Source organism: Pseudomonas cucumis, from assembly GCF_030687935.1.
GTDB lineage: Bacteria > Pseudomonadota > Gammaproteobacteria > Pseudomonadales > Pseudomonadaceae > Aquipseudomonas > Aquipseudomonas cucumis.
Window position 1 is genome coordinate 4,098,375 of sequence record NZ_CP117454.1, and the last position, 18,797, is coordinate 4,117,171.

At 61.1% G+C, this 18,797-nt stretch carries 19 protein-coding genes; 14 read left to right on the plus strand and 5 right to left on the minus strand.

Features of this window, described 5'->3' with window-relative positions; genetic code table 11:
• The 3 genes from PSH97_RS18600 to PSH97_RS18610 are packed head-to-tail and all read left to right on the plus strand — an operon-like array spanning nucleotide 1 to nucleotide 4,392.
• Entirely contained in the window at nucleotides 1-1,608 is a 1,608-nt protein-coding gene (locus PSH97_RS18600; protein ID WP_305446180.1) for a carboxyl transferase domain-containing protein, read from the plus strand.
• A 13-nt stretch (nucleotides 1,609-1,621) separates the two neighbouring features.
• Nucleotides 1,622-2,437, plus strand: a complete 816-nt coding sequence (locus PSH97_RS18605) for a gamma-carboxygeranoyl-CoA hydratase (protein ID WP_305446181.1) — start codon at nucleotides 1,622-1,624, stop codon at nucleotides 2,435-2,437.
• Entirely contained in the window at nucleotides 2,437-4,392 is a 1,956-nt protein-coding gene (locus tag PSH97_RS18610) for an acetyl/propionyl/methylcrotonyl-CoA carboxylase subunit alpha (protein ID WP_305446182.1), read from the plus strand. Before PSH97_RS18605 ends, PSH97_RS18610 begins: the two co-directional genes overlap by 1 nt.
• 39 nt (nucleotides 4,393-4,431) lie before the next feature.
• On the opposite strand, the gene PSH97_RS18615 is transcribed toward PSH97_RS18610, so the two are convergent.
• Nucleotides 4,432-5,097, minus strand: coding sequence for a LexA family protein (locus PSH97_RS18615; RefSeq protein ID WP_305446183.1), 666 nt, complete (start codon nucleotides 5,095-5,097; stop codon nucleotides 4,432-4,434).
• Between the two features lie 129 nt (nucleotides 5,098-5,226).
• Here PSH97_RS18615 and PSH97_RS18620 point away from each other — a divergent pair, with 129 nt between their 5' ends.
• Together PSH97_RS18620 and PSH97_RS18625 are read left to right on the plus strand one after the other, a co-directional pair.
• On the plus strand, nucleotides 5,227-5,568 hold the full coding sequence (locus PSH97_RS18620; protein WP_305446184.1) for a DUF6124 family protein: 342 nt from the start codon (nucleotides 5,227-5,229) through the stop codon (nucleotides 5,566-5,568).
• A gap of 482 nt (nucleotides 5,569-6,050) precedes the next feature.
• Nucleotides 6,051-7,202: a M14 family metallopeptidase gene (locus PSH97_RS18625; RefSeq protein ID WP_305446185.1), complete on the plus strand. Its 1,152-nt coding sequence runs from the start codon at nucleotides 6,051-6,053 to the stop codon at nucleotides 7,200-7,202.
• Nucleotides 7,203-7,277: 75 nt separating this feature from the next.
• Here the strand turns inward: PSH97_RS18625 and PSH97_RS18630 are convergent, their stop codons facing one another.
• Nucleotides 7,278-7,724: a winged helix-turn-helix transcriptional regulator gene (locus tag PSH97_RS18630; protein WP_123720445.1), complete on the minus strand. Its 447-nt coding sequence runs from the start codon at nucleotides 7,722-7,724 to the stop codon at nucleotides 7,278-7,280.
• Between the two features lie 96 nt (nucleotides 7,725-7,820).
• Here PSH97_RS18630 and PSH97_RS18635 point away from each other — a divergent pair, with 96 nt between their 5' ends.
• A complete protein-coding gene (locus PSH97_RS18635) occupies nucleotides 7,821-9,020 on the plus strand; it encodes an MFS transporter (protein ID WP_305446186.1) in 1,200 nt (399 codons plus the stop codon).
• Nucleotides 9,021-9,155: 135 nt separating this feature from the next.
• On the opposite strand, the gene PSH97_RS18640 is transcribed toward PSH97_RS18635, so the two are convergent.
• Together PSH97_RS18640 and PSH97_RS18645 are read right to left on the minus strand one after the other, a co-directional pair.
• Nucleotides 9,156-9,701: a cytochrome b gene (locus PSH97_RS18640; RefSeq protein ID WP_305446187.1), complete on the minus strand. Its 546-nt coding sequence runs from the start codon at nucleotides 9,699-9,701 to the stop codon at nucleotides 9,156-9,158.
• A complete protein-coding gene (locus tag PSH97_RS18645; RefSeq protein WP_305446188.1) occupies nucleotides 9,698-10,792 on the minus strand; it encodes a catalase family peroxidase in 1,095 nt (364 codons plus the stop codon). Before PSH97_RS18645 ends, PSH97_RS18640 begins: the two co-directional genes overlap by 4 nt.
• 164 nt (nucleotides 10,793-10,956) lie before the next feature.
• Here PSH97_RS18645 and PSH97_RS18650 point away from each other — a divergent pair, with 164 nt between their 5' ends.
• Together PSH97_RS18650 and PSH97_RS18655 are read left to right on the plus strand one after the other, a co-directional pair.
• A complete protein-coding gene (locus PSH97_RS18650; protein WP_305449830.1) occupies nucleotides 10,957-11,463 on the plus strand; it encodes an RNA polymerase sigma factor in 507 nt (168 codons plus the stop codon).
• The gene (locus tag PSH97_RS18655) at nucleotides 11,460-12,212 is read left to right on the plus strand and encodes an anti-sigma factor family protein (protein ID WP_305446189.1); all 753 of its coding nucleotides are present in this window, start codon (nucleotides 11,460-11,462) and stop codon (nucleotides 12,210-12,212) included. Before PSH97_RS18650 ends, PSH97_RS18655 begins: the two co-directional genes overlap by 4 nt.
• 49 nt (nucleotides 12,213-12,261) lie before the next feature.
• Here PSH97_RS18655 and PSH97_RS18660 read toward each other — a convergent pair whose 3' ends face one another.
• A complete protein-coding gene (locus tag PSH97_RS18660; protein ID WP_305446190.1) occupies nucleotides 12,262-13,098 on the minus strand; it encodes an IclR family transcriptional regulator in 837 nt (278 codons plus the stop codon).
• Nucleotides 13,099-13,342: 244 nt separating this feature from the next.
• On the opposite strand from PSH97_RS18660, the gene PSH97_RS18665 reads away from it, so the two are divergent.
• Genes PSH97_RS18665 through PSH97_RS18690 form a run of 6 tightly spaced genes read left to right on the plus strand, consistent with a single transcriptional unit; the run spans nucleotide 13,343 to nucleotide 18,797 of the window.
• Nucleotides 13,343-14,368, plus strand: coding sequence for an ABC transporter ATP-binding protein (locus PSH97_RS18665; RefSeq protein WP_305446191.1), 1,026 nt, complete (start codon nucleotides 13,343-13,345; stop codon nucleotides 14,366-14,368).
• Entirely contained in the window at nucleotides 14,365-15,234 is an 870-nt protein-coding gene (locus PSH97_RS18670) for an ABC transporter permease (protein WP_305446192.1), read from the plus strand. Before PSH97_RS18665 ends, PSH97_RS18670 begins: the two co-directional genes overlap by 4 nt.
• A gap of 6 nt (nucleotides 15,235-15,240) precedes the next feature.
• The gene (locus PSH97_RS18675; RefSeq protein ID WP_007896923.1) at nucleotides 15,241-16,035 is read left to right on the plus strand and encodes an ABC transporter permease; all 795 of its coding nucleotides are present in this window, start codon (nucleotides 15,241-15,243) and stop codon (nucleotides 16,033-16,035) included.
• 7 nt (nucleotides 16,036-16,042) lie between these two features.
• Nucleotides 16,043-16,333 carry a (2Fe-2S)-binding protein gene (locus tag PSH97_RS18680; protein ID WP_305446193.1) on the plus strand — a complete coding sequence of 97 codons (291 nt, stop codon included), beginning with the start codon at nucleotides 16,043-16,045 and terminating at the stop codon, nucleotides 16,331-16,333.
• A complete protein-coding gene (locus PSH97_RS18685) occupies nucleotides 16,330-17,685 on the plus strand; it encodes an FAD/NAD(P)-dependent oxidoreductase (protein WP_305446194.1) in 1,356 nt (451 codons plus the stop codon). The genes PSH97_RS18680 and PSH97_RS18685 overlap by 4 nt, the downstream gene beginning before the upstream one ends.
• Entirely contained in the window at nucleotides 17,682-18,797 is a 1,116-nt protein-coding gene (locus tag PSH97_RS18690; RefSeq protein ID WP_305446195.1) for an NAD(P)/FAD-dependent oxidoreductase, read from the plus strand. Before PSH97_RS18685 ends, PSH97_RS18690 begins: the two co-directional genes overlap by 4 nt.

The window sequence follows — 18,797 nt, forward strand, 5'->3', positions numbered from 1 at the left end:
ATGGCTATCCTGCATACCCAGCTCAATCCCCGTTCGGCGGAGTTCGCGGCCAACAGCGCGGCGATGCTCAAACAGGTCGACGCCCTGCACACCCTGCTCGCGCAAGTGCAGCAAGGTGGCGGCCCGAAGGCTCAAGAACGCCACACCTCGCGGGGCAAATTGCTGCCCCGTGAACGGATCAATCGCCTGCTCGATCCCGGCTCGCCATTTCTCGAGATCAGCCAACTGGCCGCCTACGCGGTCTACGGCGAAGACGTTCCCGCCGCTGGGGTGATTGCCGGTATCGGTCGGGTGGAAGGCGTCGAATGCATGATCGTCGCCAACGATGCCACCGTTAAAGGCGGCTCGTACTACCCGCTGACCGTGAAAAAACACCTGCGCGCGCAAACCATCGCCCAGCAGAATCGCCTGCCCTGCATCTATCTGGTGGACTCCGGCGGCGCCAACCTGCCGCGTCAGGATGAAGTGTTCCCGGACCGCGAACACTTCGGGCGGATCTTCTTCAACCAGGCCAACATGAGCGCCATGGGCATTCCGCAGATTGCGGTGGTCATGGGCTCGTGCACCGCCGGGGGCGCTTACGTGCCAGCGATGGCCGACGAGGCGATCATGGTCCGTCAGCAGGCAACGATTTTCCTCGCCGGCCCACCGCTGGTGAAAGCCGCAACGGGTGAAGTGGTCAGCGCCGAAGACCTCGGCGGGGCCGATGTGCACTGCAAGATTTCCGGCGTCGCCGACCATTACGCCGAAAGCGATGAACACGCCCTCGCATTGGCCCGGCGCAGCGTCGCCAACCTCAACTGGCGCAAGCTCGGTGAACTGCAACAACGTACGCCGATCGCGCCGCTGTACAGCAGCGAGGAGTTGTACGGCGTGGTGTCGGCGGACGCCAAGCAACCGTTCGACGTGCGTGAAGTGATCGCGCGGCTGGTGGACGGTTCGGTGTTCGATGAGTTCAAGGCATTGTTCGGCACGACATTGGTGTGCGGCTTTGCACATCTGCACGGTTACCCGATCGCGATCCTCGCCAACAACGGCATCCTCTTCGCCGAAGCCGCGCAGAAAGGCGCGCACTTCATCGAACTGGCCTGCCAGCGCGGCATTCCGTTGCTATTTCTGCAAAACATCACCGGTTTCATGGTCGGCCAGAAATACGAAGCCGGCGGCATCGCCAAGCACGGCGCGAAACTGGTGACCGCCGTGGCCTGCGCCAAGGTGCCGAAATTCACCGTGATCATCGGTGGCAGCTTCGGCGCCGGTAACTACGGCATGTGCGGTCGGGCTTACGACCCACGCTTCCTGTGGATGTGGCCGAACGCACGGATCGGCGTAATGGGGGCCGAACAGGCGGCAGGCGTGCTGGTGCAGGTCAAGCGTGAGCAAGCCGAGCGTGGTGGTCATGGTTTCAGCGCCGAGCAGGAAGCCGAGATCAAGCAACCGATCCTCGATCAATATGAAGAACAGGGGCATCCCTATTATTCCAGCGCTCGACTGTGGGACGACGGTGTCATCGACCCGGCGCAGACCCGCGATGTGTTGGCCCTGGCCTTGTCGGCGTCGCTGAACGCGCCAATCGAACCGAGCCGCTTCGGCGTGTTCCGGATGTGATCTGGAGAAAACCATGAGCGACTTCAACACCCTCGAACTGCTGACTGACCCGCGTGGTTTCGCCACCCTGTGGCTCAGCCGTGAAGAAAAGAACAACGCCTTCAACGCCGAAATGATCCGCGAACTGATCCTCGCGCTGGACAAAGTGTCGAGCGATGCCAGCCTGCGTTTTCTGCTGATCCGTGGGCGCGGCAAGCATTTCAGCGCTGGCGCCGATCTGGCCTGGATGCAGCAATCGGCCGAACTCGATTACCACACCAACCTTGATGACGCCCGGGAACTGGCGGAATTGATGTACAACCTCGCCAAGCTGAAAATCCCGACCGTGGCAGTGGTGCAAGGCGCGGCCTATGGCGGCGCGCTGGGCCTGATCAGTTGCTGCGACATGGCCATCGGCGCCGATGACGCGCAGTTCTGTCTGTCGGAAGTGCGCATCGGCCTGGCGCCGGCGGTCATCAGCCCGTTCGTGGTGCAAGCCATCGGCGAGCGCGCGGCACGGCGCTATGCCTTGACCGCCGAACGTTTCGGCGGGCAACGGGCTCGGGAAATCGGCTTGCTGTCGGAGAGCTACCCGATGGCTGAGCTGGAACACAAAGTCGATCAGTGGATCGACAATCTGCTGCTCAACAGCCCGGCGGCCATGCGCGCCAGCAAGGATTTGCTGCGCGAAGTCGGCCACGGTGCGCTGACGCCGGCGCTGCGGCGCTACACCGAGAACGCCATCGCCCGAATCCGCGTCAGCCCCGAAGGCCAGGAAGGCCTGCGTGCCTTCCTGCAAAAACGTCCGCCGAACTGGCAAGCCGAAACCACCCTCAAGGAGCCGCGTTGATGAGCGCACCTGTTCTCACCACCCTGTTGGTGGCCAACCGTGGTGAAATCGCGTGCCGAGTGATGCGCACCGCCAAGGCCTTGGGCCTGACCACCGTGGCCGTGCACAGCGCCATTGATCGTGACGCCCGGCACAGCCGCGAAGCGGATATACGCGTTGACCTGGGCGGCAGCAAAGCCGCCGACAGTTACCTGCAAATCGACAAACTGATCGCTGCCGCGAAAGCCAGCGGCGCACAGGCGATTCATCCCGGTTATGGCTTTCTCTCGGAAAACGCCGGGTTCGCCCGCGCAATCGAAGCGGCCGGTCTGATCTTCCTCGGTCCACCCGCCTCGGCCATTGACGCCATGGGCAGCAAGTCCGCGGCCAAAGCCTTGATGGAAACCGCCGGCGTGCCGCTGGTGCCCGGCTATCACGGCGAAGCCCAGGACTTCGACACCTTCCGCGACGCCTGCGAACGCATCGGTTACCCGGTGCTGCTCAAGGCTACGGCGGGCGGCGGTGGCAAAGGCATGAAAGTGGTCGAGGACGTCAGCCAGCTGGCCGAAGCCCTGGCTTCGGCGCAACGTGAAGCGCAGTCGTCATTCGGCGACTCGCGGATGTTGGTGGAGAAGTATCTGCTCAAGCCACGCCACGTGGAAATCCAGGTATTCGCCGACCAGCAGGGCAACTGCCTGTACCTCAACGAACGTGATTGCTCGATTCAGCGTCGGCATCAGAAAGTCGTCGAAGAAGCACCGGCTCCGGGTCTGAGCCCGGAACTGCGTCGCGCGATGGGCGAAGCTGCTGTGCGCTCGGCACAGGCCATCGGTTACGTCGGTGCCGGCACCGTGGAGTTTTTGCTGGATGCGCGCGGTGAGTTCTTCTTCATGGAGATGAACACGCGTTTGCAAGTTGAACACCCGGTAACCGAAGCGATCACCGGCCTTGATCTGGTGGCCTGGCAGATTCGCGTGGCCCGCGGTGAAGCGCTGCCAATAACGCAAGACCAGGTGCCGCTGATTGGCCATGCGATTGAAGTGCGACTGTATGCCGAAGACCCGGGCAATGATTTTCTGCCGGCCACCGGGCGTCTGGCGTTGTACCGCGAATCCGCCGAAGGGCCGGGGCGTCGCGTGGACAGTGGCGTTGAAGAAGGCGACGAGATTTCGCCCTTCTACGACCCGATGCTCGGCAAGCTGATTGCTTGGGGCGAAGACCGTGAACAGGCGCGGCTGCGGTTGCTGAGCATGCTTGATGAGTTTGCCATTGGCGGACTGAAGACCAACATCAACTTCCTGCGCCGAATCATCGGCCACCCGGCGTTTACCGCGGCCGAATTGGATACCGGGTTCATTCCGCGTTATCAGGAACAACTGCTGCCAGCACCTTCAGACCTCAGCGATGAATTCTGGCAAGCGGCCGCGCAGGCATTTGCCAAGAGCCAACCGAGCACGACCCGCGCTGATGACCTGAGTTCGCCTTGGGGTATCGGCAACGGATTCCGTGCCGGATTGCCGACAGAAATCACCCTGCATTTGAGTTGCGAAGGGCAAGACCGGGCGCTGACCCTGGGCGATACCAATGCTCATACCGCCCAGCTCAAGGGTGAATACCTGCTGACCGAACACAACGGTTTGCGCCGCCAGCACCGGGCCATCCGTCGTGGCGATACGCTGTATCTGCAATGGGACGGCGAGTTGCGCCGCATCGAATCGTATGACCCGATCAGCGCCGTCGAAGCCAGTCACAGCCATCACGGCGGACTCACCGCGCCCATGAACGGCAGCATCGTGCGAGTGCTGGTGGAGGCCGGGCAAACGGTCGAAGCCGGGGCGCAATTGGTGGTGCTGGAAGCGATGAAAATGGAGCACAGCATTCGCGCACCCCACGCCGGAGTGATCAAGGCGCTGTATTGCCAGGAAGGCGAAATGGTCAGCGAAGGCAGTGCGTTAGTGGAATTGGAACTCGCGTGAAATGAAGATCGGTCCTACGCGTTGCGAGGACCGATCTGATTAGAATTTGGCAGTCGCCTGAACCACTACGCCGATGATTCGGCATTCTTCGGTGTAAAGGGCTTTCGGATAGGTCGGATTGAGCGGGACCAGATAACGCTGCCCGCCCTCTTCGATCAGTTTGCGAAAAACCGCCTCGGCGCTGCCGGGCCATTGGGCGATCACCAGTTTGCCAGGCTCCGGCACGATGGCCGGGTCCACCAGAATCAACATGTCCGCGGCAATGCTCACACCCGTGGGTGCGGTCATCGCATCACCGACCACTACCAGCCAGAATGCTGCGCCTTGGGCGTGGTAATCGGACAGCTCGAAGCGCGGCTTGCTGGCAGTCGATGAAGCGCCGTAAGTTGATAGTTCTCCGTCGCGTACCTCCCCGGTTTCCCGCCAGTCACTGACCGGGTAGCGAAAGTACGGGTTGTACTTTTGCGTCAGAGGGATCTCTTCATCCTGTGAGATCTGCGGTTCCCTGATCACCATCGCGACTTCCAGATAATCCATCCCCAGCGCCTGCAAGACACGGTTCATCTCTTGGATGCCGGGCTGACGACGTTTATTCAGCCAATGGCCGACGCCGCCCTGGGACATTCCGATGCGCTCGGCGAGTATCTCTTGAGTGACTTTGAGTTCACTCATTTTGGCCTTGACCAATTCAATCCATTTATCCATGTGCGGCACGATACGTGGGGTACTCCGACCAACAAAACACAAATTGTAGTATTTAAATTCAAGACACAAATACAGTACGTACTAAGCTGGGCTCACGGATTTGAATCTATCACGGAGCTTGCCATCGTCATGACCATCCCCAGCATTACCCTGCCCGACACCCAATTCGACACTACGCTCAACTCGCCAAAAGGCTCTGCCGCCGCGCAGCGGGCGCTGGACTACTACTTGAAACCAGCTGTGTCAGAAGAGGCCAGCGAAGAACGTTTCTTCGATGTGAACCGTAACATCAGCAGCGAAGAGGCACTGGTCCATGCTTCGGATCTGTTGCGCTGTGCCGCCGCCACCGCGCATGAATCCGCCAACCAGCTGCAGGGTGCAAGCCGGGATCTGGCGTTTTCGACGGTGCACATGATCGACATGGCCAAGGCGATGGTCGACCGCTCCCTGGAGGGCAATCAGAACGTTTGAGGAGGAAGCGCTTTGGAGGAGGACAGGAAAAGTTTTCCAATCGCACAGATAAAAACATTTGACTTGCAAATGATAATGATTATTATTGCATCAACTGGTCGCGAGATCAGTCGATGGCCCAAGGGACCTTAGGTCGGTCTCCTGGACTATCTCCTCATCAGGCTAATCACGGTTTTTGACCCGGCTTTTGCCGGGTCTTTTTTTTGCCAGTTATTCTGGCTTTGGCTTCAGGCTAATGAAGTCTGTGGGTACTGCAAATTCGATTGGCGCGGATGATATCAAATGAATACCTGTTGGCAAGAGAGGCCCGGTAGCATTGGGCCAAACTAACGCAAAATAGCACTTGAGAATCACTCGCGCAGTCTCTAAGCTGCGTCGGCGTCAAGGAGGACGCCCCCCTTTTCACCCTCGCAATTTCCCCCGGTTTCTCCCTTCCTTACGTGTAAAGTAGCAGCCATAAAAATCATATTCAGGAATTGATTATGGCCGTGGCTAGATCTTCTTTCGACATCAACGCGAACTTCGACAGTGGCAACATTGAAGTGCTGGACATCAGCAATCCTTTGCAAGCGCTGCTGGCGATCAAGCCAGACACTCGCAGCCAGCATTTCCAGTGGTTCCACTTCAAGGCCAGCGGTCTGCACGTTGGAGAGGAGCATTGGTTTCGCCTGAACAACGCCAGCAAATCTTCGTATAACAAAGCCTGGGATGGCTATCAGGCGGTGGCCTCCTATGACCACGTCAACTGGTTCCGGGTGCCGACTATTTTCGAAGGTGACTGCCTGCGTTTCAGCCTCGAAGCCACTGCCACCCACGCCTGGTTCGCCTATTTCGAACCTTACAGCCGTGGCCGCCATGACTGGCTGATCGAACAGGCCTTGACTAAGGCCGGCACCGAGCTGCTGGCCACCGGCAAGAGCGTTGAAGGTCGCGACATCCAGTTGTTGCGCAAAGGTACCGGTGCCGAAGGCCAGCGCAAGGTCTGGATCATCGCCCAGCAACACCCCGGCGAACACATGGCCGAATGGTTCATGGAAGGCGTGATCGAACGCCTCGAAAAACACGACGACCCAGTGCTGAAAAAACTCCTGGCCAGTGCCGACCTGTACCTGGTGCCAAACATGAACCCGGATGGCGCCTGTCACGGTCATTTGCGCACCAACGCCATGGGTCAGGACCTGAACCGCGCGTGGCAGAGCGCCAGCCAGGAGATCAGCCCGGAAGTGCTGTTCGTTCAGCAGCAGATGGAAAAGTATGGTGTCGACCTGTTCCTCGACATCCATGGCGACGAAGAAATCCCCTACGTGTTCACCGCCGGTTGCGAAGGTAACCCGGGCTATACGTCGCGGATCGAAAAACTCGAAGAACATTTCCGCAGTCATTTGAAACATCAGACCAAAGATTTCCAGACCAAACACGGCTACACCCGCGACGAGCCTGGCAAAGCCAACATGACCCTGGCCTGCAACAGCGTCGGTCAGAAGTTCGACTGCCTGTCGCTGACCCTGGAAATGCCCTTCAAAGACCACAACGACGCACCGAACCCGCTGACCGGCTGGTCCGGCAAACGCTCGAAGCAGTTGGGCAAGGACGTGCTGACAACCATCGCCGACATGGTCGATGCTCTACGTTGATTATTCAAAATCAAAAGATCGCAGCCTTCGGCAGCTCCTACAGATGTTCACAAAACCCCGAAGGCTGCGATCTTTTTACTCAGCCGGGAGCCGCACACAATCTTCCGGCCCCAACAAGCGCCCATCCTCGGCACGCAATTCCAGAGCCCGCACCGGTCGACCATTCTCACGATCGACAACCCGCGAATGCGCCTCCCCCGCCTCATAGAAAAACGCCTCCCCCCACTGCCGTAACCCGATGATTAACGGGAACAGGCCCTTGCCCTTCTCCGTCAGTACGTATTCCTGATACGCGCTGCCGTCCGACGCTGGCACCAGATCGAAAATCCCGTGAGCCACCAATGTGCGCAGGCGTGCCGAGAGAATGTTTTTGGCCATGCCCAGATTGCGCTGGAACTCGCCGAATCGCCGCAGGCCATCGAACGCATCGCGCACGATCAATAACGACCACCAATCACCAATCGCGTCCAGTGAACGGGCGACCGGGCATTCTGCGCCTTCCATGCTTGTACGTTTAACCATGACCGCGTCCGCCGGCAACAAATGTGGTTGCAATATAAAACCAGACTCCCTACCGTACAACTGGTTTTATTTTGAAACCACAAAAGGAAGCCTGTGATGAAACCTGACCATCCGTTAAGCGGCGCAGTGGTGCTGCTGTTTGCCGTTGCCTGCGGCCTGGCCGTCGGCAATGTGTATTACGCACAACCGCTGCTCGATGCCATGGCTGAAGCCTTCGCCATGGATCCGGCAACCATCGGTATCGTCGTCACCCTTACCCAGATCGGTTATGGCGTGGGTCTGTTGTTGCTGGTTCCGCTAGGGGATCTGCTCAACCGTCGCTGGCTGATCGTCACGCAAACCCTGCTGTCAGCACTGGCCTTATTGATGATCGCATTAGCGTCGAACAGCACCTGGCTATTGCTCGGCATGGCACTGACCGGGTTACTGGCGGTCGTGACGCAAGTCCTGGTGGCCTACGCCGCAACCCTGGCCATCCCGGCGCAACGTGGACGTGTGGTGGGCGTGATTACCAGCGGCATTGTCGTCGGCATTCTGTTGGCACGAACGGTGGCGGGCGGCATGGCTGATCTGGCCGGTTGGCGTTCGATTTATCTGTTGTCCGCCGGATTGACTCTGCTGATGGCACTGCTGTTGTTTCGTGTGCTGCCAAAGCACGAAGAGGCGCGACCGGATAGCGCTTACGGTGCGTTGATCGGCTCGGTATTCACATTGTTCAAGGAAGAACCGGTATTGCGTCAACGGGCCATGCTCGCCCTGCTGACCTTCGCCAGCGCCATGGTGCTGTGGACACCCTTGGTATTGCCGCTGAGTGCCCCGCCGCTTGCACTTTCCCACACCGAAATCGGACTGTTCGGCCTGGCCGGAGCCGCCGGTGCGCTGGCCGCCGCTCGCGCCGGGCATCTGGCCGATCGCGGTCTGGGGCAATGGACCAGTGGACTGTCATTGCTGCTGATGCTCGCCTCATGGCTGCCCATCGCACTCACTCAATCCTCTTTATGGGCGCTGCTGCTCGGGGTGATTACGCTGGATCTGGGTTTGCAAGCCGTTCATGTCACCAGCCAGAGCATGATCTATAGCGTGCGCCCCGAAGCGCAAAGCCGACTCACCGCCGGCTACATGCTGTTCTATTCGATCGGCAGCGCCTTGGGTTCGATCGGTTCGACGGCGATGTATGCCTGGGCGGGATGGATCGGCGTGTGCTTGTTGGGAGCGGGGATCAATACCGTGGCGTTTATCTATTGGTGGCTGACGTTGGCCACGAAGGACCAACCTGTGGAAGCAACTTCACGCTGACGCGTAGGAGCTGCCGCAGGCTGCGATCTTTTGATCTAGGGGACACCTTCGATTTTCAAGATCAAAAGATCGCAGCCTGCGGCAGCTCCTACATTGACCGCGTACATCCGCAGAATTTACCTGCGGCAGCTGGGATCACCCTCGATCTTTGCCCCGCAACATGCTGTTCAGCACATCATCACGACGTACCCAGCCGTGAAACAACGCCGCCGCCAAATGCAGCAGTACGGTCAGAAACAACAGATACGCCAAATACCCATGCGCCTTGCGCAGGAACGCAAACACCTGCGCATTCGCCGGCAGAATCGACGGCAATTGCAACGAGCTACTGAGCATCACCGGATCGCCGGCCGCCGAAATCATCGCCCAGCCCAACAGCGGCAAAATCAGCATCAAGGCGTACAGCAAAAAATGCGAAGCCTTGGCCGCGAATGCTTGCCAACTCGGCAGATCCGCCGGCAGTGGTGGTTGCCGGGTCGAAAAACGCACGGCCAGGCGCACGATCACCAGCAACAGAATCGCAACGCCCAAAGGTTTGTGCAGATGGATCAGCCACTGATGGCGCTCGGACACCGAGGCCGCCATGCCCGCGCCGATAAACAGCATCGAGATGATCATCAGCGCCATCAGCCAGTGCAGCAGCCGCGCCAATGGCGCGAAATGGTTCGGTTGAGCACTCATTGTTGAGACTCCTGTTTGGCGTTGGGCAACTGCTTCACTTCGCTGGTTCGGCGCAGGTAGGAACGGGCGTAACCGGCTGAGCGAGCGGCGAGCAATGGGTCGTCGGAACCTTCGATACCGCTGGGCAATACCAGTGGGTCGTAGTTGATGTCACGACACTCGCCATTGAGTTGCGGCTGGGTGCTTTCAAGCACCAGCGTGCCGGCGTTCAGCACTTTTCGGCCGTCGGGCCAGGCCTTGCTCGCGTCGTTGACCGGGTCCCCGGGGTTCGCCAGGGTGATGTTCAACTGCCAACGCAGCGGGCCGGCGGACAAGCGCTGTACCAGATCTTTCTCGAGAAAATCGCCACCCTCGGGGGCCGTTGCACCTGCCGCGTCCTGAGCCACTGGCGTCATGCTCCAACGCACCGCCTGCCGTTGCCCGGCCGCGTTCACCAGGTAAAACGCGTTGACGCTGTTATAGGTTTCCGTCGCGTAACTGGCTGACGGTTTGGCGGTTTTGATCCAGGCCAGAAATGGCGCGGCTTCCGGATGAGAACCGAAGAACGCTGGCACAGCCGCCGGGTTCGGTTTGCCGGTAGCCGGATCCGGTGACTGTGCTTGTTGCAACTGATAGAACGCCTCGGGCGTGCCCACCGGGAACACTGGCATACTGTTCATCCCGGTGCGCCACTGCTGACCATTGGCCTGGGTGAAACGCAACGCCAGGCTGCGGATCGGCACGCTATTGTCCGGCGCGTAAGGATTGCCCGCAGGCAGCGCGAAACGCCCGACCACCGGGGTCCGCGCTTCGCTGAACACTTGGGCGCTGGAATACTCGCGCGCCTGGCTGCTGCTCTCGAAATGCCCGATCACGCACACGCCTTTGGCGTGGTTACGACGGAATCCCGGGTGCACGCCGTTGTTTTTCTCCAATACATTGACCAAGTCTTTCGGCGTCAGACGCTGTGGGTCGAGTGTGCCGTTGACGTAGGCAAAAGCCCCGGCCAGCGCGGCGACCACCACGGCAATGCCGGTCAGGCGCAACGTCAGGCTCGCGGCACTCAGCGGTGGCCGGCCAGGCCCCGTGGGTGGTGATGAGCGATCTACCATGAATGACTCCAGGGCCATCGGCCACAAGTGAGAAGAATCAGGCAGACGCCCCCCGCCAGGGTTTATTCCATCGCCCGGTATTTATTTTTCCAGGCGTGGAATAACCTCCAATGTCGGGCGTCTTCCTGAACACTCACCACAGCGTAGTGACTGGTCAGAACTTCATGAACGATATCGACGAACAACTCAGGGAAATCATTCCCAGACTGCGGCGTTTCGCCGTATCGCTGACGCGCAACTCCAGCAGCGCCGACGATCTGGTGCAGGCCTGCCTCGAGCGCGCGCTGTCGAGTTGGGGCGACAAACATCTCGAGGGCGACTTGCGTGCCTGGCTGTTTTCGATTCTTTATCGGCAGTTTCTCGACGCTCATCGCCGCTCCCGGCGTTATGCGCGGATGCTCGAATTCTTTACCGGCCGTGACGATGCGCAGCCTTCGGCAGAACGCACGGTGATCGCCCAATCGACCCTGCAAGCCTTCGATCAGCTCGGCACCGAACAGCGCGCGCTGCTGCTCTGGGTGTCGGTGGAAGGCTTGAGTTATAAGGAAGTCGCCGAGATTCTCGACGTCCCCATCGGCACCGTGATGTCGCGCCTGTCCCGCGCACGCCAGGCCTTGCGCCAGCTCAGCGACGGCGAAATCAACCGCCCTTCCCTGCGGAGACTCAAATGATCAGCATGCCTCCCAGCGAGCGTGACCTGCACGCCTACGTCGATCACCAACTCAGCGATGCTGACCGACATCGGGTGGAGACTTACCTGGCCAACAACGCCGAAGTGGCCGCGCAAGTACGCGCCTGGCAGCACGATGCCCAACAATTGCGTGCGGCCCTGAGCGGCGCCTTGCAGCAACCGGCCAACCCGCAACTCGACCCGGCAATGATTCGCCAGCGAGTCAAACACCAGTCGCGCCGCCATCTGGCCAGCGCGGCGGTGTTGCTGATTGCGGTCAGCGTCGGCGGTTTGAGCGGTTGGCAGGCGCGGGAAATGACCCTGGTCAGCGCCCCGCTGCCGATGACCGATGCGATGCAGGCCTACCGGCTGATTGCCCAGCAAGGCATGCTGCCGGCGGATTACACAGTCAGCGATGACGGCGATATGCAGGGCTGGCTCGATCGGTATTTCAGCCAGGCCCATCGTCTGCCGAACCTGACCGCTGCCGGATACAAACCCATCAGCGGGCGGCTGCTCAGCACCGAACAAGGTCCGGCGGCGATGGTGGTGTACGAGGATCAGGGCGGGCACAAGATCAGCTTCTACGTCCGCCCGCCGGGGCCGAAAAACTTCCTCCTGCCTCGGGGTAGCCGCAGCGATGGCGAACTGCAGGCCGAGTACTGGTCGGGGGCCGGGTACAACTACGCGATGGTCAGCCCGAGTGACACGCCGGCGGCGCAGATGCTCAAGCAAACTGCGCAATTCTGATCATCACCGCCAATCCCTGTGGGAGTCAGTGATCATTTGGAGATTACGGTCACCCCTGCCCGAACACTTGCGAAGGCCTTCGCAACAGCGGATCGAACGGATTGATCCGCGGCCCGATCAGTGCGGCTTCACGCTTGAGCATCTCCACCACCGTTGGCAAGCGATCCGGCCCCAGGCGATCACTGACCGTGGCCACACTCAACGCCGCTACCGCCCGACCCTCACGGTCGAGGATCGGCACGGCCACCCCGGCCATGCCTTGCAACACGCCGGTGTTGCGTCCGGCATAACCGAGGGTGCGCACATTCTCGACTTCCGAACGCAGGAACACCTCGTCATACAGATGAAAATCCTTGAGCCGCGGCAAGTTGTAATGAATCACCGTGTCGCGCTCCTCTTGCGGCAGAAACGCCAGAATCGCCAGACTGCCCTGCCCCACGCCGAGCGCCACCCGCCCGCCGATATCACCGGTAAAGGTGCGGATCGGAAACGGTCCTTCACTGCGGTCCAGACAGATCGCATCGAAGCCACTGCGTGCCAGTAAAAACAACGAATCTCCCAACGAAGCCGACAACCGCAGCAACGCCGGCCGCGCCAGTTCGCGCAAGTTGCCGGTGTTGCCGGCACGGGCCGCCAAGGCAAAAAACTCCAGGCTCAGGCGATAGCGTTTGCTGCGCGCGTCCTGCTCGACCATGCCCTCGTCCATCAGGCTGCGCAGCAAGCGGTGGGTGGTTGGTTGCGACAAACCAATGCGCTGCGCCAGTTGCGTCACGCGTTCTCCGCCTTCGACGGTGTCACCCAGACTGCGCAGCACCGCAAATAGTCTTGAGACGGCACCGACGCCGACTTCATTTTTGTTTTCATTCCGCTCAATGGAATCAGACATGTGATTTCTCGACGATAAATTTACTCATTGAATGAAACTGAAAATAGTCATCGCTTCAGTGAAATAGGCCATTGAGCCCATCCTATTCTTCGTCCTACTCTGCGTCCATCAGGGGCGATTCGAACAACAGCGGCAGCCGACAGAAGTCGAGCGCCAACGCACCCCGGCAACATCCTTTTCGTATCTGCCCATACAAAAAAGCGCGCCTTTGGCGACGCATAACAATCTCAGGTGGAGCGCAGTCATGGCCTTCGTGCAACTTGAAAACCTCGGCAAACGTTACGGCGAAATCGACGCGGTCGTCGCCACCAACCTGTCGGTGGAGAAAGGCGAGTTCGTTTCCTTGCTCGGCCCCTCCGGCTGCGGCAAAACCACCACCCTGCAAATGATCGCCGGCTTCGTCGAAGTCAGCAGCGGGCGCATTGTGCTGGACGGTCGCGACATCACCCACGCCAAACCCGCCAGTCGTGGCCTGGGCGTGGTGTTCCAGAGTTATGCGCTGTTCCCGCACATGACCGTGCAAGACAACGTCGCCTTCGGCCTGCGCATGCGCAAAGTGCCCAACGGCGAGTTGCAGCAACGGGTGGATCGGGTGCTGAAACTGGTACGTCTACACCTGCACGCCGAGCGTTACCCACGGGAGCTCTCCGGCGGTCAGCGCCAACGAGTCGCGCTGGCGCGGGCGTTGGTGATCGAACCGCCGGTGCTGCTGCTCGACGAGCCGCTGTCCAACCTCGACGCCAATTTGCGCGAGGAGATGCAGTTCGAAATCCGCCGCATCCAGCGCGAAGTCGGCATCACCACGCTGATGGTCACCCACGACCAGTCCGAAGCCCTGTCGATCAGCGACCGGGTGGTGGTGATGCAGGCCGGGCGCATCACCCAGATCGACGCGCCCTATACCCTCTACGAGCACCCGCGCACCGAGTTCATCTCCGGGTTCGTCGGCAAGGCCAACCTGCTGCCCGGCGAGCGGGACAGCGCCGGCGTCGTGCAGGTGTGCAGCCGTGGCGACGGCGAACTGACCCTGAGCCTGCGCCCGGAAAAGATCGACTTGCTGGATAACGGTCAGGGCCGTCTGCAAGGCAAGATCGTCAGCCGCTTTTTCCTTGGCAGCCAATGGCTGTACGGCGTATCGACATCGTTGGGCGAACTCAGCGTGGTGCGCCGCAACGACGGTTCGGCCCCCTTGATCGAAGGCACGGCGGTCGGCCTCGATTGGGATGCAACATTGCTGCGGGTGCTGAGTGTCGACGAGGTGGAGGCATGAGTACGCTTGCCGTCATCCACCAGGGACGTCAGGGTTATTGGTTATCAGCACCGGCCCTGGCGTTGTACTTCGGTCTGCTGGTGATCCCGCTGCTGCTGACGCTGGTGCTGTCGTTCAACGTCTTCGACTACAGCTCGGGGATCAACAGCGACGCCTACACGTTCGATCACTACAGCAGCTTGCTGGGCGATCCGTACTTCTACGAGATCTTTCTGAGGACGTTCTGGATCAGCGCCCTGACCACCCTGCTCTGCGTGGTGATCGGCGTGCCCGAGGCCTACATCCTCAGCCGCATGGGCGCGCCGTGGCGCTCGATCTTCCTGATTCTGATCCTCACGCCGTTGCTGATTTCGGTGGTGGTACGTGCCTTCGGCTGGAGTCTGTTGCTGGGCGCCGACGGGCTGGTCAATCAGACCCTGCAAGCCTTCGGCGGCTCGCCGATGAAGCTGCTCTACACGCCGTTCGCGGTGGTGATCGCACTGGTCCACGTGATGCTGCCGTTCATGATCATTCCGGTCTGGACCTCGTTGCAAAAACTCGACCCGGCCGCCGAACAGGCCGCGCTGTCACTGGGCGCCAGCCACCTCACGGTGATGCGCAAAGTGGTGCTGCCGCAAATCATGCCCGGCGTGCTCTCCGGCACCTTGATCGTGTTCGGCCTCGCGGCGAGTTCATTTGCCATCCCCGGACTACTCGGCGGACGCCGGATAAAGATGGTCGCCACGCTGATCTACGACCAGTACCTGTCGGAACTCAACTGGCCGATGGGCGCTGCGATTGCCGTCGCCCTGCTGTTGCTCAACCTGCTGATCATGCTGTCGTGGAACCGGATGATCGAAGGCCGCTACAAGAAGTCATTGGGATAATTCGTCATGTCCAGAAACGGTCCTTTCGCCCTGCTGTTCCATACCCTGGTGGTGCTGTTCATGCTCGCGCCGCTGGTGGTGGTGTGCCTCGTCGCCTTCACCCCGGAAAACACCCTGAGCCTGCCGACCACGGAGTTTTCCCTGCGCTGGTTCCGCGCCGTGTTCGAGCGCGCGGACTTTGTCGATGCGTTCTATAACAGCCTGATCCTGGCGTTCTGCGCCGCCACGCTGGCGACGCTGATTGCAGTGCCGGCAGCCCTGGCAATCACGCGTTTCGAGTTCCCCGGACGGGACTTTTTCAACGGTCTGTTCCTGTCGCCGATCATCATCCCGCACCTGGTGTTGGGGGTCGCCTTGCTGCGGTTGTTTGCGTTGATGGGCGTCAACGGCAGCTTCGCCTGGCTGATCTTCGCCCATGTGCTGGTGATCACGCCGTACGTGCTGCGCCTCGTGTTGGCCTCGGCCATCGGTCTGGACCGTAGCGCCGAGCACGCCGCGCAATCCCTGGGCGCCGGACGCTTCACGCTGTTCCGGCAAATCACCTTACCGATGATTTTGCCGGGGGTCGCCGGTGGCTGGCTGCTGGCGTTCATCAACAGTTTTGATGAGGTCACGTTGTCGATCTTCGTCACCTCGCCGGCCACGCAAACCTTGCCGGTGCGCATGTACGTGTACGCCACCGAATCCATCGATCCAATGATGGCGGCGGTGTCGGCCCTGGTGATCGCACTGACCGCGCTGACGATGATTCTGCTTGATCGGGTCTACGGCCTGGATCGGGTTCTGGTGGGTAAACAATGAGGGCGCCATGGCTCTGCTGAAACGACTGGCCGAAGGCGACCGCCCGGCCCTGGACTTTACCCTCGACGGCAAACCTGCCAGTGGCTTGCTCGGCGATACCCTGCTGACCGCGGTGCTGACCTGCAGCGAGCATCTGCGCGGCAGCGATTTCAGCGCCGAGCCCCGCGCCGGTTTCTGCCTGATGGGCGCCTGCCAGGACTGCTGGGTACGCCTGGGCGATGGCCGCCGGGTGCGTGCCTGCTCAACGCTGCTTGAGAGCGGACAGCACATCAACCGCGAACCGGGGCGATTGGTATGAACGCTGTGGTGATCATCGGCGCCGGTCCCGCCGGGATACGTGCGGCACAGACCCTGGTGGCGCATGGTGTCCGCCCGGTTCTGCTGGATGAAGCAGCACGCGGCGGCGGGCAGATTTATCGGCGCCAGCCGGCGAACTTCAAGCGTTCGGCGGTCAAGTTGTATGGCTTCGAAGCACGCAAGGCCAAGGCACTGCATCAGACAATCGATGCACTGCGCGAGCAACTCGATTACCGCCCCGACACCCTGGTATGGAACGCCGAAGCTGGGGCGCTCGACACCTTGCATGAGGGCCGCGCCGCACGGCTGGAGTTCTCGCGCGTGATTGTCGCCACGGGCGCCACCGACCGGATTCTGCCGGTGCCAGGCTGGACGTTGCCGGGGGTCTACAGCCTCGGTGCGGCGCAGATTGCCTTGAAGTTTCAGGGCTGTGCCATTGGTGAACGGGTAGTGTTCGCCGGCAGCGGGCCGTTGCTGTATCTGGTGGCGTACCAATACGCCAAGGCCGGCGCCAATGTGATCGCCGTGCTCGACAGCTCGCCCTTCAGCGCTCAGGCCCGCGCCCTGCCCGGCCTGCTGTCGCAACCCTCCACGCTGGCCAAAGGCATTTATTACCGCACCTGGCTGACCGCTCACGGCATCCCGGTGCATCAGGGCGCCACCCTGAAACGCATCGATGGCGAACACCGCGTGCAATCGCTGAATTGGCACAACGCAAAAGGCGAACATCGAATCGACTGCGACGCCATAGCCTTCGCCCATGGCCTGCGCAGCGAAACCCAACTCGCCGACCTGCTGGGCTGCGAATTCACCTGGAATCCGCTCAACCGCGCCTGGCTGCCGCAGCGCGACAGTGCCGGTCGCAGCAGTGTCGCCGAGGTGTACCTGGCCGGTGACGGCGCCGGCATCATGGGCGCCGACGCGGCGGAAATGGCCGGTGAACGGGCGGCCCTGGCGCTGCTCGAAGACATCGGTTACCTGATCCCGCCACAGCGAGCCACTCAGCTGGAACAGTCGCTGAACACTATCGGCAGATTCCGCCAAGGCCTTGAGCGCGCCTTTATCTTTCCCGAAAGCTGGGCCACCGACGCCGCGGATGACCTGATGATCTGCCGCTGCGAAGAAGTGCGCGCCGGCGACATCCGCCAAGTGGTGCGCGAAGGCCATTGGGAGATCAACCGGGTCAAGGCCCACTGTCGGGTCGGCATGGGTCGCTGCCAGGGCCGGATGTGTGGCGCCGCCGCAGTGGAAATCATTGCCTGCGAAAGCCAGCGCGCGGTGTCCGACATCGGCCGGTTGCGGGCGCAGGCGCCGATCAAACCCCTGCCGTTCGGTCTGGAGGTCGAGCCATGATCGAAGTCGATGCAATCATCATTGGCGGTGGCATTGTCGGGGCTTCCGCCGCCCTGTTTCTGAGCAAGGCCGGTCGTCGCGTCGCGTTGCTGGAGCGGGACTTTTGCGGTTCGCATTCCAGCGGCGTGAACTACGGCGGCGTGCGGCGTCAGGGCCGGCCGCTGTCGCAATTACCGCTGTCGCAACGGGCTCACGAGATCTGGGGGCAACTGCCGCAGTTAATCGGCATCAACGGCGAGTACCAGCGCAGCGGTCACCTGAAACTCGCCCGCAGCCTCAACGACCTGCACGCCTTGCAGAACTACGCCGCCAGCAGCCAGGGGTTCGGCCTCGATTTGCAGGTGCTTGATCGCGATGAACTGCGCGCACGTTTTCCGTGGGTCGGAGACGTCGCGGTCGGTGCCTCGCTGTGCCCGGACGATGGCCACGCCAACCCGCGTCTGGTGTCTCCGGCGTTTGCCCAAGCGGCGCGTCGGCATGGTGCGCAGCTGCATGAGCAATGTGCGGTGACGGCGGTGGAACACGACGGTCAGCGCTTTCGCGTCAGCACTCAATCGGGCCTCGAGCTGCAAGCCCCTTGGCTGCTGAACTGCGCCGGCGCCTGGGCCGGAAAGCTCGCCGCGCAATTCGGTGAAGCGGTGCCGATGCACGCCGGGCACCCGGCAATGCTGGTCACCGAGCCATTGCCGTTGGTGATGAATGCCAGCACCGGCGTCGAAGGCGGCGGCATCTATGCCCGTCAGGTCGCGCGCGGCAATTGTGTGTTGGGCGGCGGCCAGGGCTTTGCCCTCGATAACGCCCGCGCCCGGCCTGGTCAGAACGCCGTCATCGAGATCTTGCGCCAAGCCGTCGAACTCTACCCGTTTCTTGAAGGCGCCCAGGCGATTCGCACCTGGAGCGGCACCGAAGGTTATCTGCCCGATCGCCAACCGGTGATCGGCCACAGCAGCACTCAACCCGGTCTGTTGCACGCGTTCGGCTTTGCCGGCGCGGGCTTTCAGATCGGGCCTGCGGTGGGCCAGGCGCTCACCGAGATCATCTGTAGCGGCGCGTCAAAGACGTCGCTGGATGCGTTTTCCATCACCCGGTTTCACTCCATCTCCGTTGCTTGA

Excerpts from the sequence above, each read along its gene's own strand:
- PSH97_RS18600 (WP_305446180.1), top strand. The coding sequence starts at position 1 with ATGGCTATCCTGCATACCCAGCTCAATCCCCGTTCGGCGGAGTTCGCG.
- PSH97_RS18605 (WP_305446181.1), top strand. The coding sequence starts at position 1,622 with ATGAGCGACTTCAACACCCTCGAACTGCTGACTGACCCGCGTGGTTTC.
- PSH97_RS18610 (WP_305446182.1), top strand. The coding sequence starts at position 2,437 with ATGAGCGCACCTGTTCTCACCACCCTGTTGGTGGCCAACCGTGGTGAA.
- PSH97_RS18615 (WP_305446183.1), bottom strand. The coding sequence starts at position 5,097 with ATGGATAAATGGATTGAATTGGTCAAGGCCAAAATGAGTGAACTCAAA.
- PSH97_RS18620 (WP_305446184.1), top strand. The coding sequence starts at position 5,227 with ATGACCATCCCCAGCATTACCCTGCCCGACACCCAATTCGACACTACG.
- PSH97_RS18625 (WP_305446185.1), top strand. The coding sequence starts at position 6,051 with ATGGCCGTGGCTAGATCTTCTTTCGACATCAACGCGAACTTCGACAGT.
- PSH97_RS18630 (WP_123720445.1), bottom strand. The coding sequence starts at position 7,724 with ATGGTTAAACGTACAAGCATGGAAGGCGCAGAATGCCCGGTCGCCCGT.
- PSH97_RS18635 (WP_305446186.1), top strand. The coding sequence starts at position 7,821 with ATGAAACCTGACCATCCGTTAAGCGGCGCAGTGGTGCTGCTGTTTGCC.
- PSH97_RS18640 (WP_305446187.1), bottom strand. The coding sequence starts at position 9,701 with ATGAGTGCTCAACCGAACCATTTCGCGCCATTGGCGCGGCTGCTGCAC.
- PSH97_RS18645 (WP_305446188.1), bottom strand. The coding sequence starts at position 10,792 with ATGGTAGATCGCTCATCACCACCCACGGGGCCTGGCCGGCCACCGCTG.
- PSH97_RS18650 (WP_305449830.1), top strand. The coding sequence starts at position 10,957 with ATGAACGATATCGACGAACAACTCAGGGAAATCATTCCCAGACTGCGG.
- PSH97_RS18655 (WP_305446189.1), top strand. The coding sequence starts at position 11,460 with ATGATCAGCATGCCTCCCAGCGAGCGTGACCTGCACGCCTACGTCGAT.
- PSH97_RS18660 (WP_305446190.1), bottom strand. The coding sequence starts at position 13,098 with ATGTCTGATTCCATTGAGCGGAATGAAAACAAAAATGAAGTCGGCGTC.
- PSH97_RS18665 (WP_305446191.1), top strand. The coding sequence starts at position 13,343 with ATGGCCTTCGTGCAACTTGAAAACCTCGGCAAACGTTACGGCGAAATC.
- PSH97_RS18670 (WP_305446192.1), top strand. The coding sequence starts at position 14,365 with ATGAGTACGCTTGCCGTCATCCACCAGGGACGTCAGGGTTATTGGTTA.
- PSH97_RS18675 (WP_007896923.1), top strand. The coding sequence starts at position 15,241 with ATGTCCAGAAACGGTCCTTTCGCCCTGCTGTTCCATACCCTGGTGGTG.
- PSH97_RS18680 (WP_305446193.1), top strand. The coding sequence starts at position 16,043 with ATGGCTCTGCTGAAACGACTGGCCGAAGGCGACCGCCCGGCCCTGGAC.
- PSH97_RS18685 (WP_305446194.1), top strand. The coding sequence starts at position 16,330 with ATGAACGCTGTGGTGATCATCGGCGCCGGTCCCGCCGGGATACGTGCG.
- PSH97_RS18690 (WP_305446195.1), top strand. The coding sequence starts at position 17,682 with ATGATCGAAGTCGATGCAATCATCATTGGCGGTGGCATTGTCGGGGCT.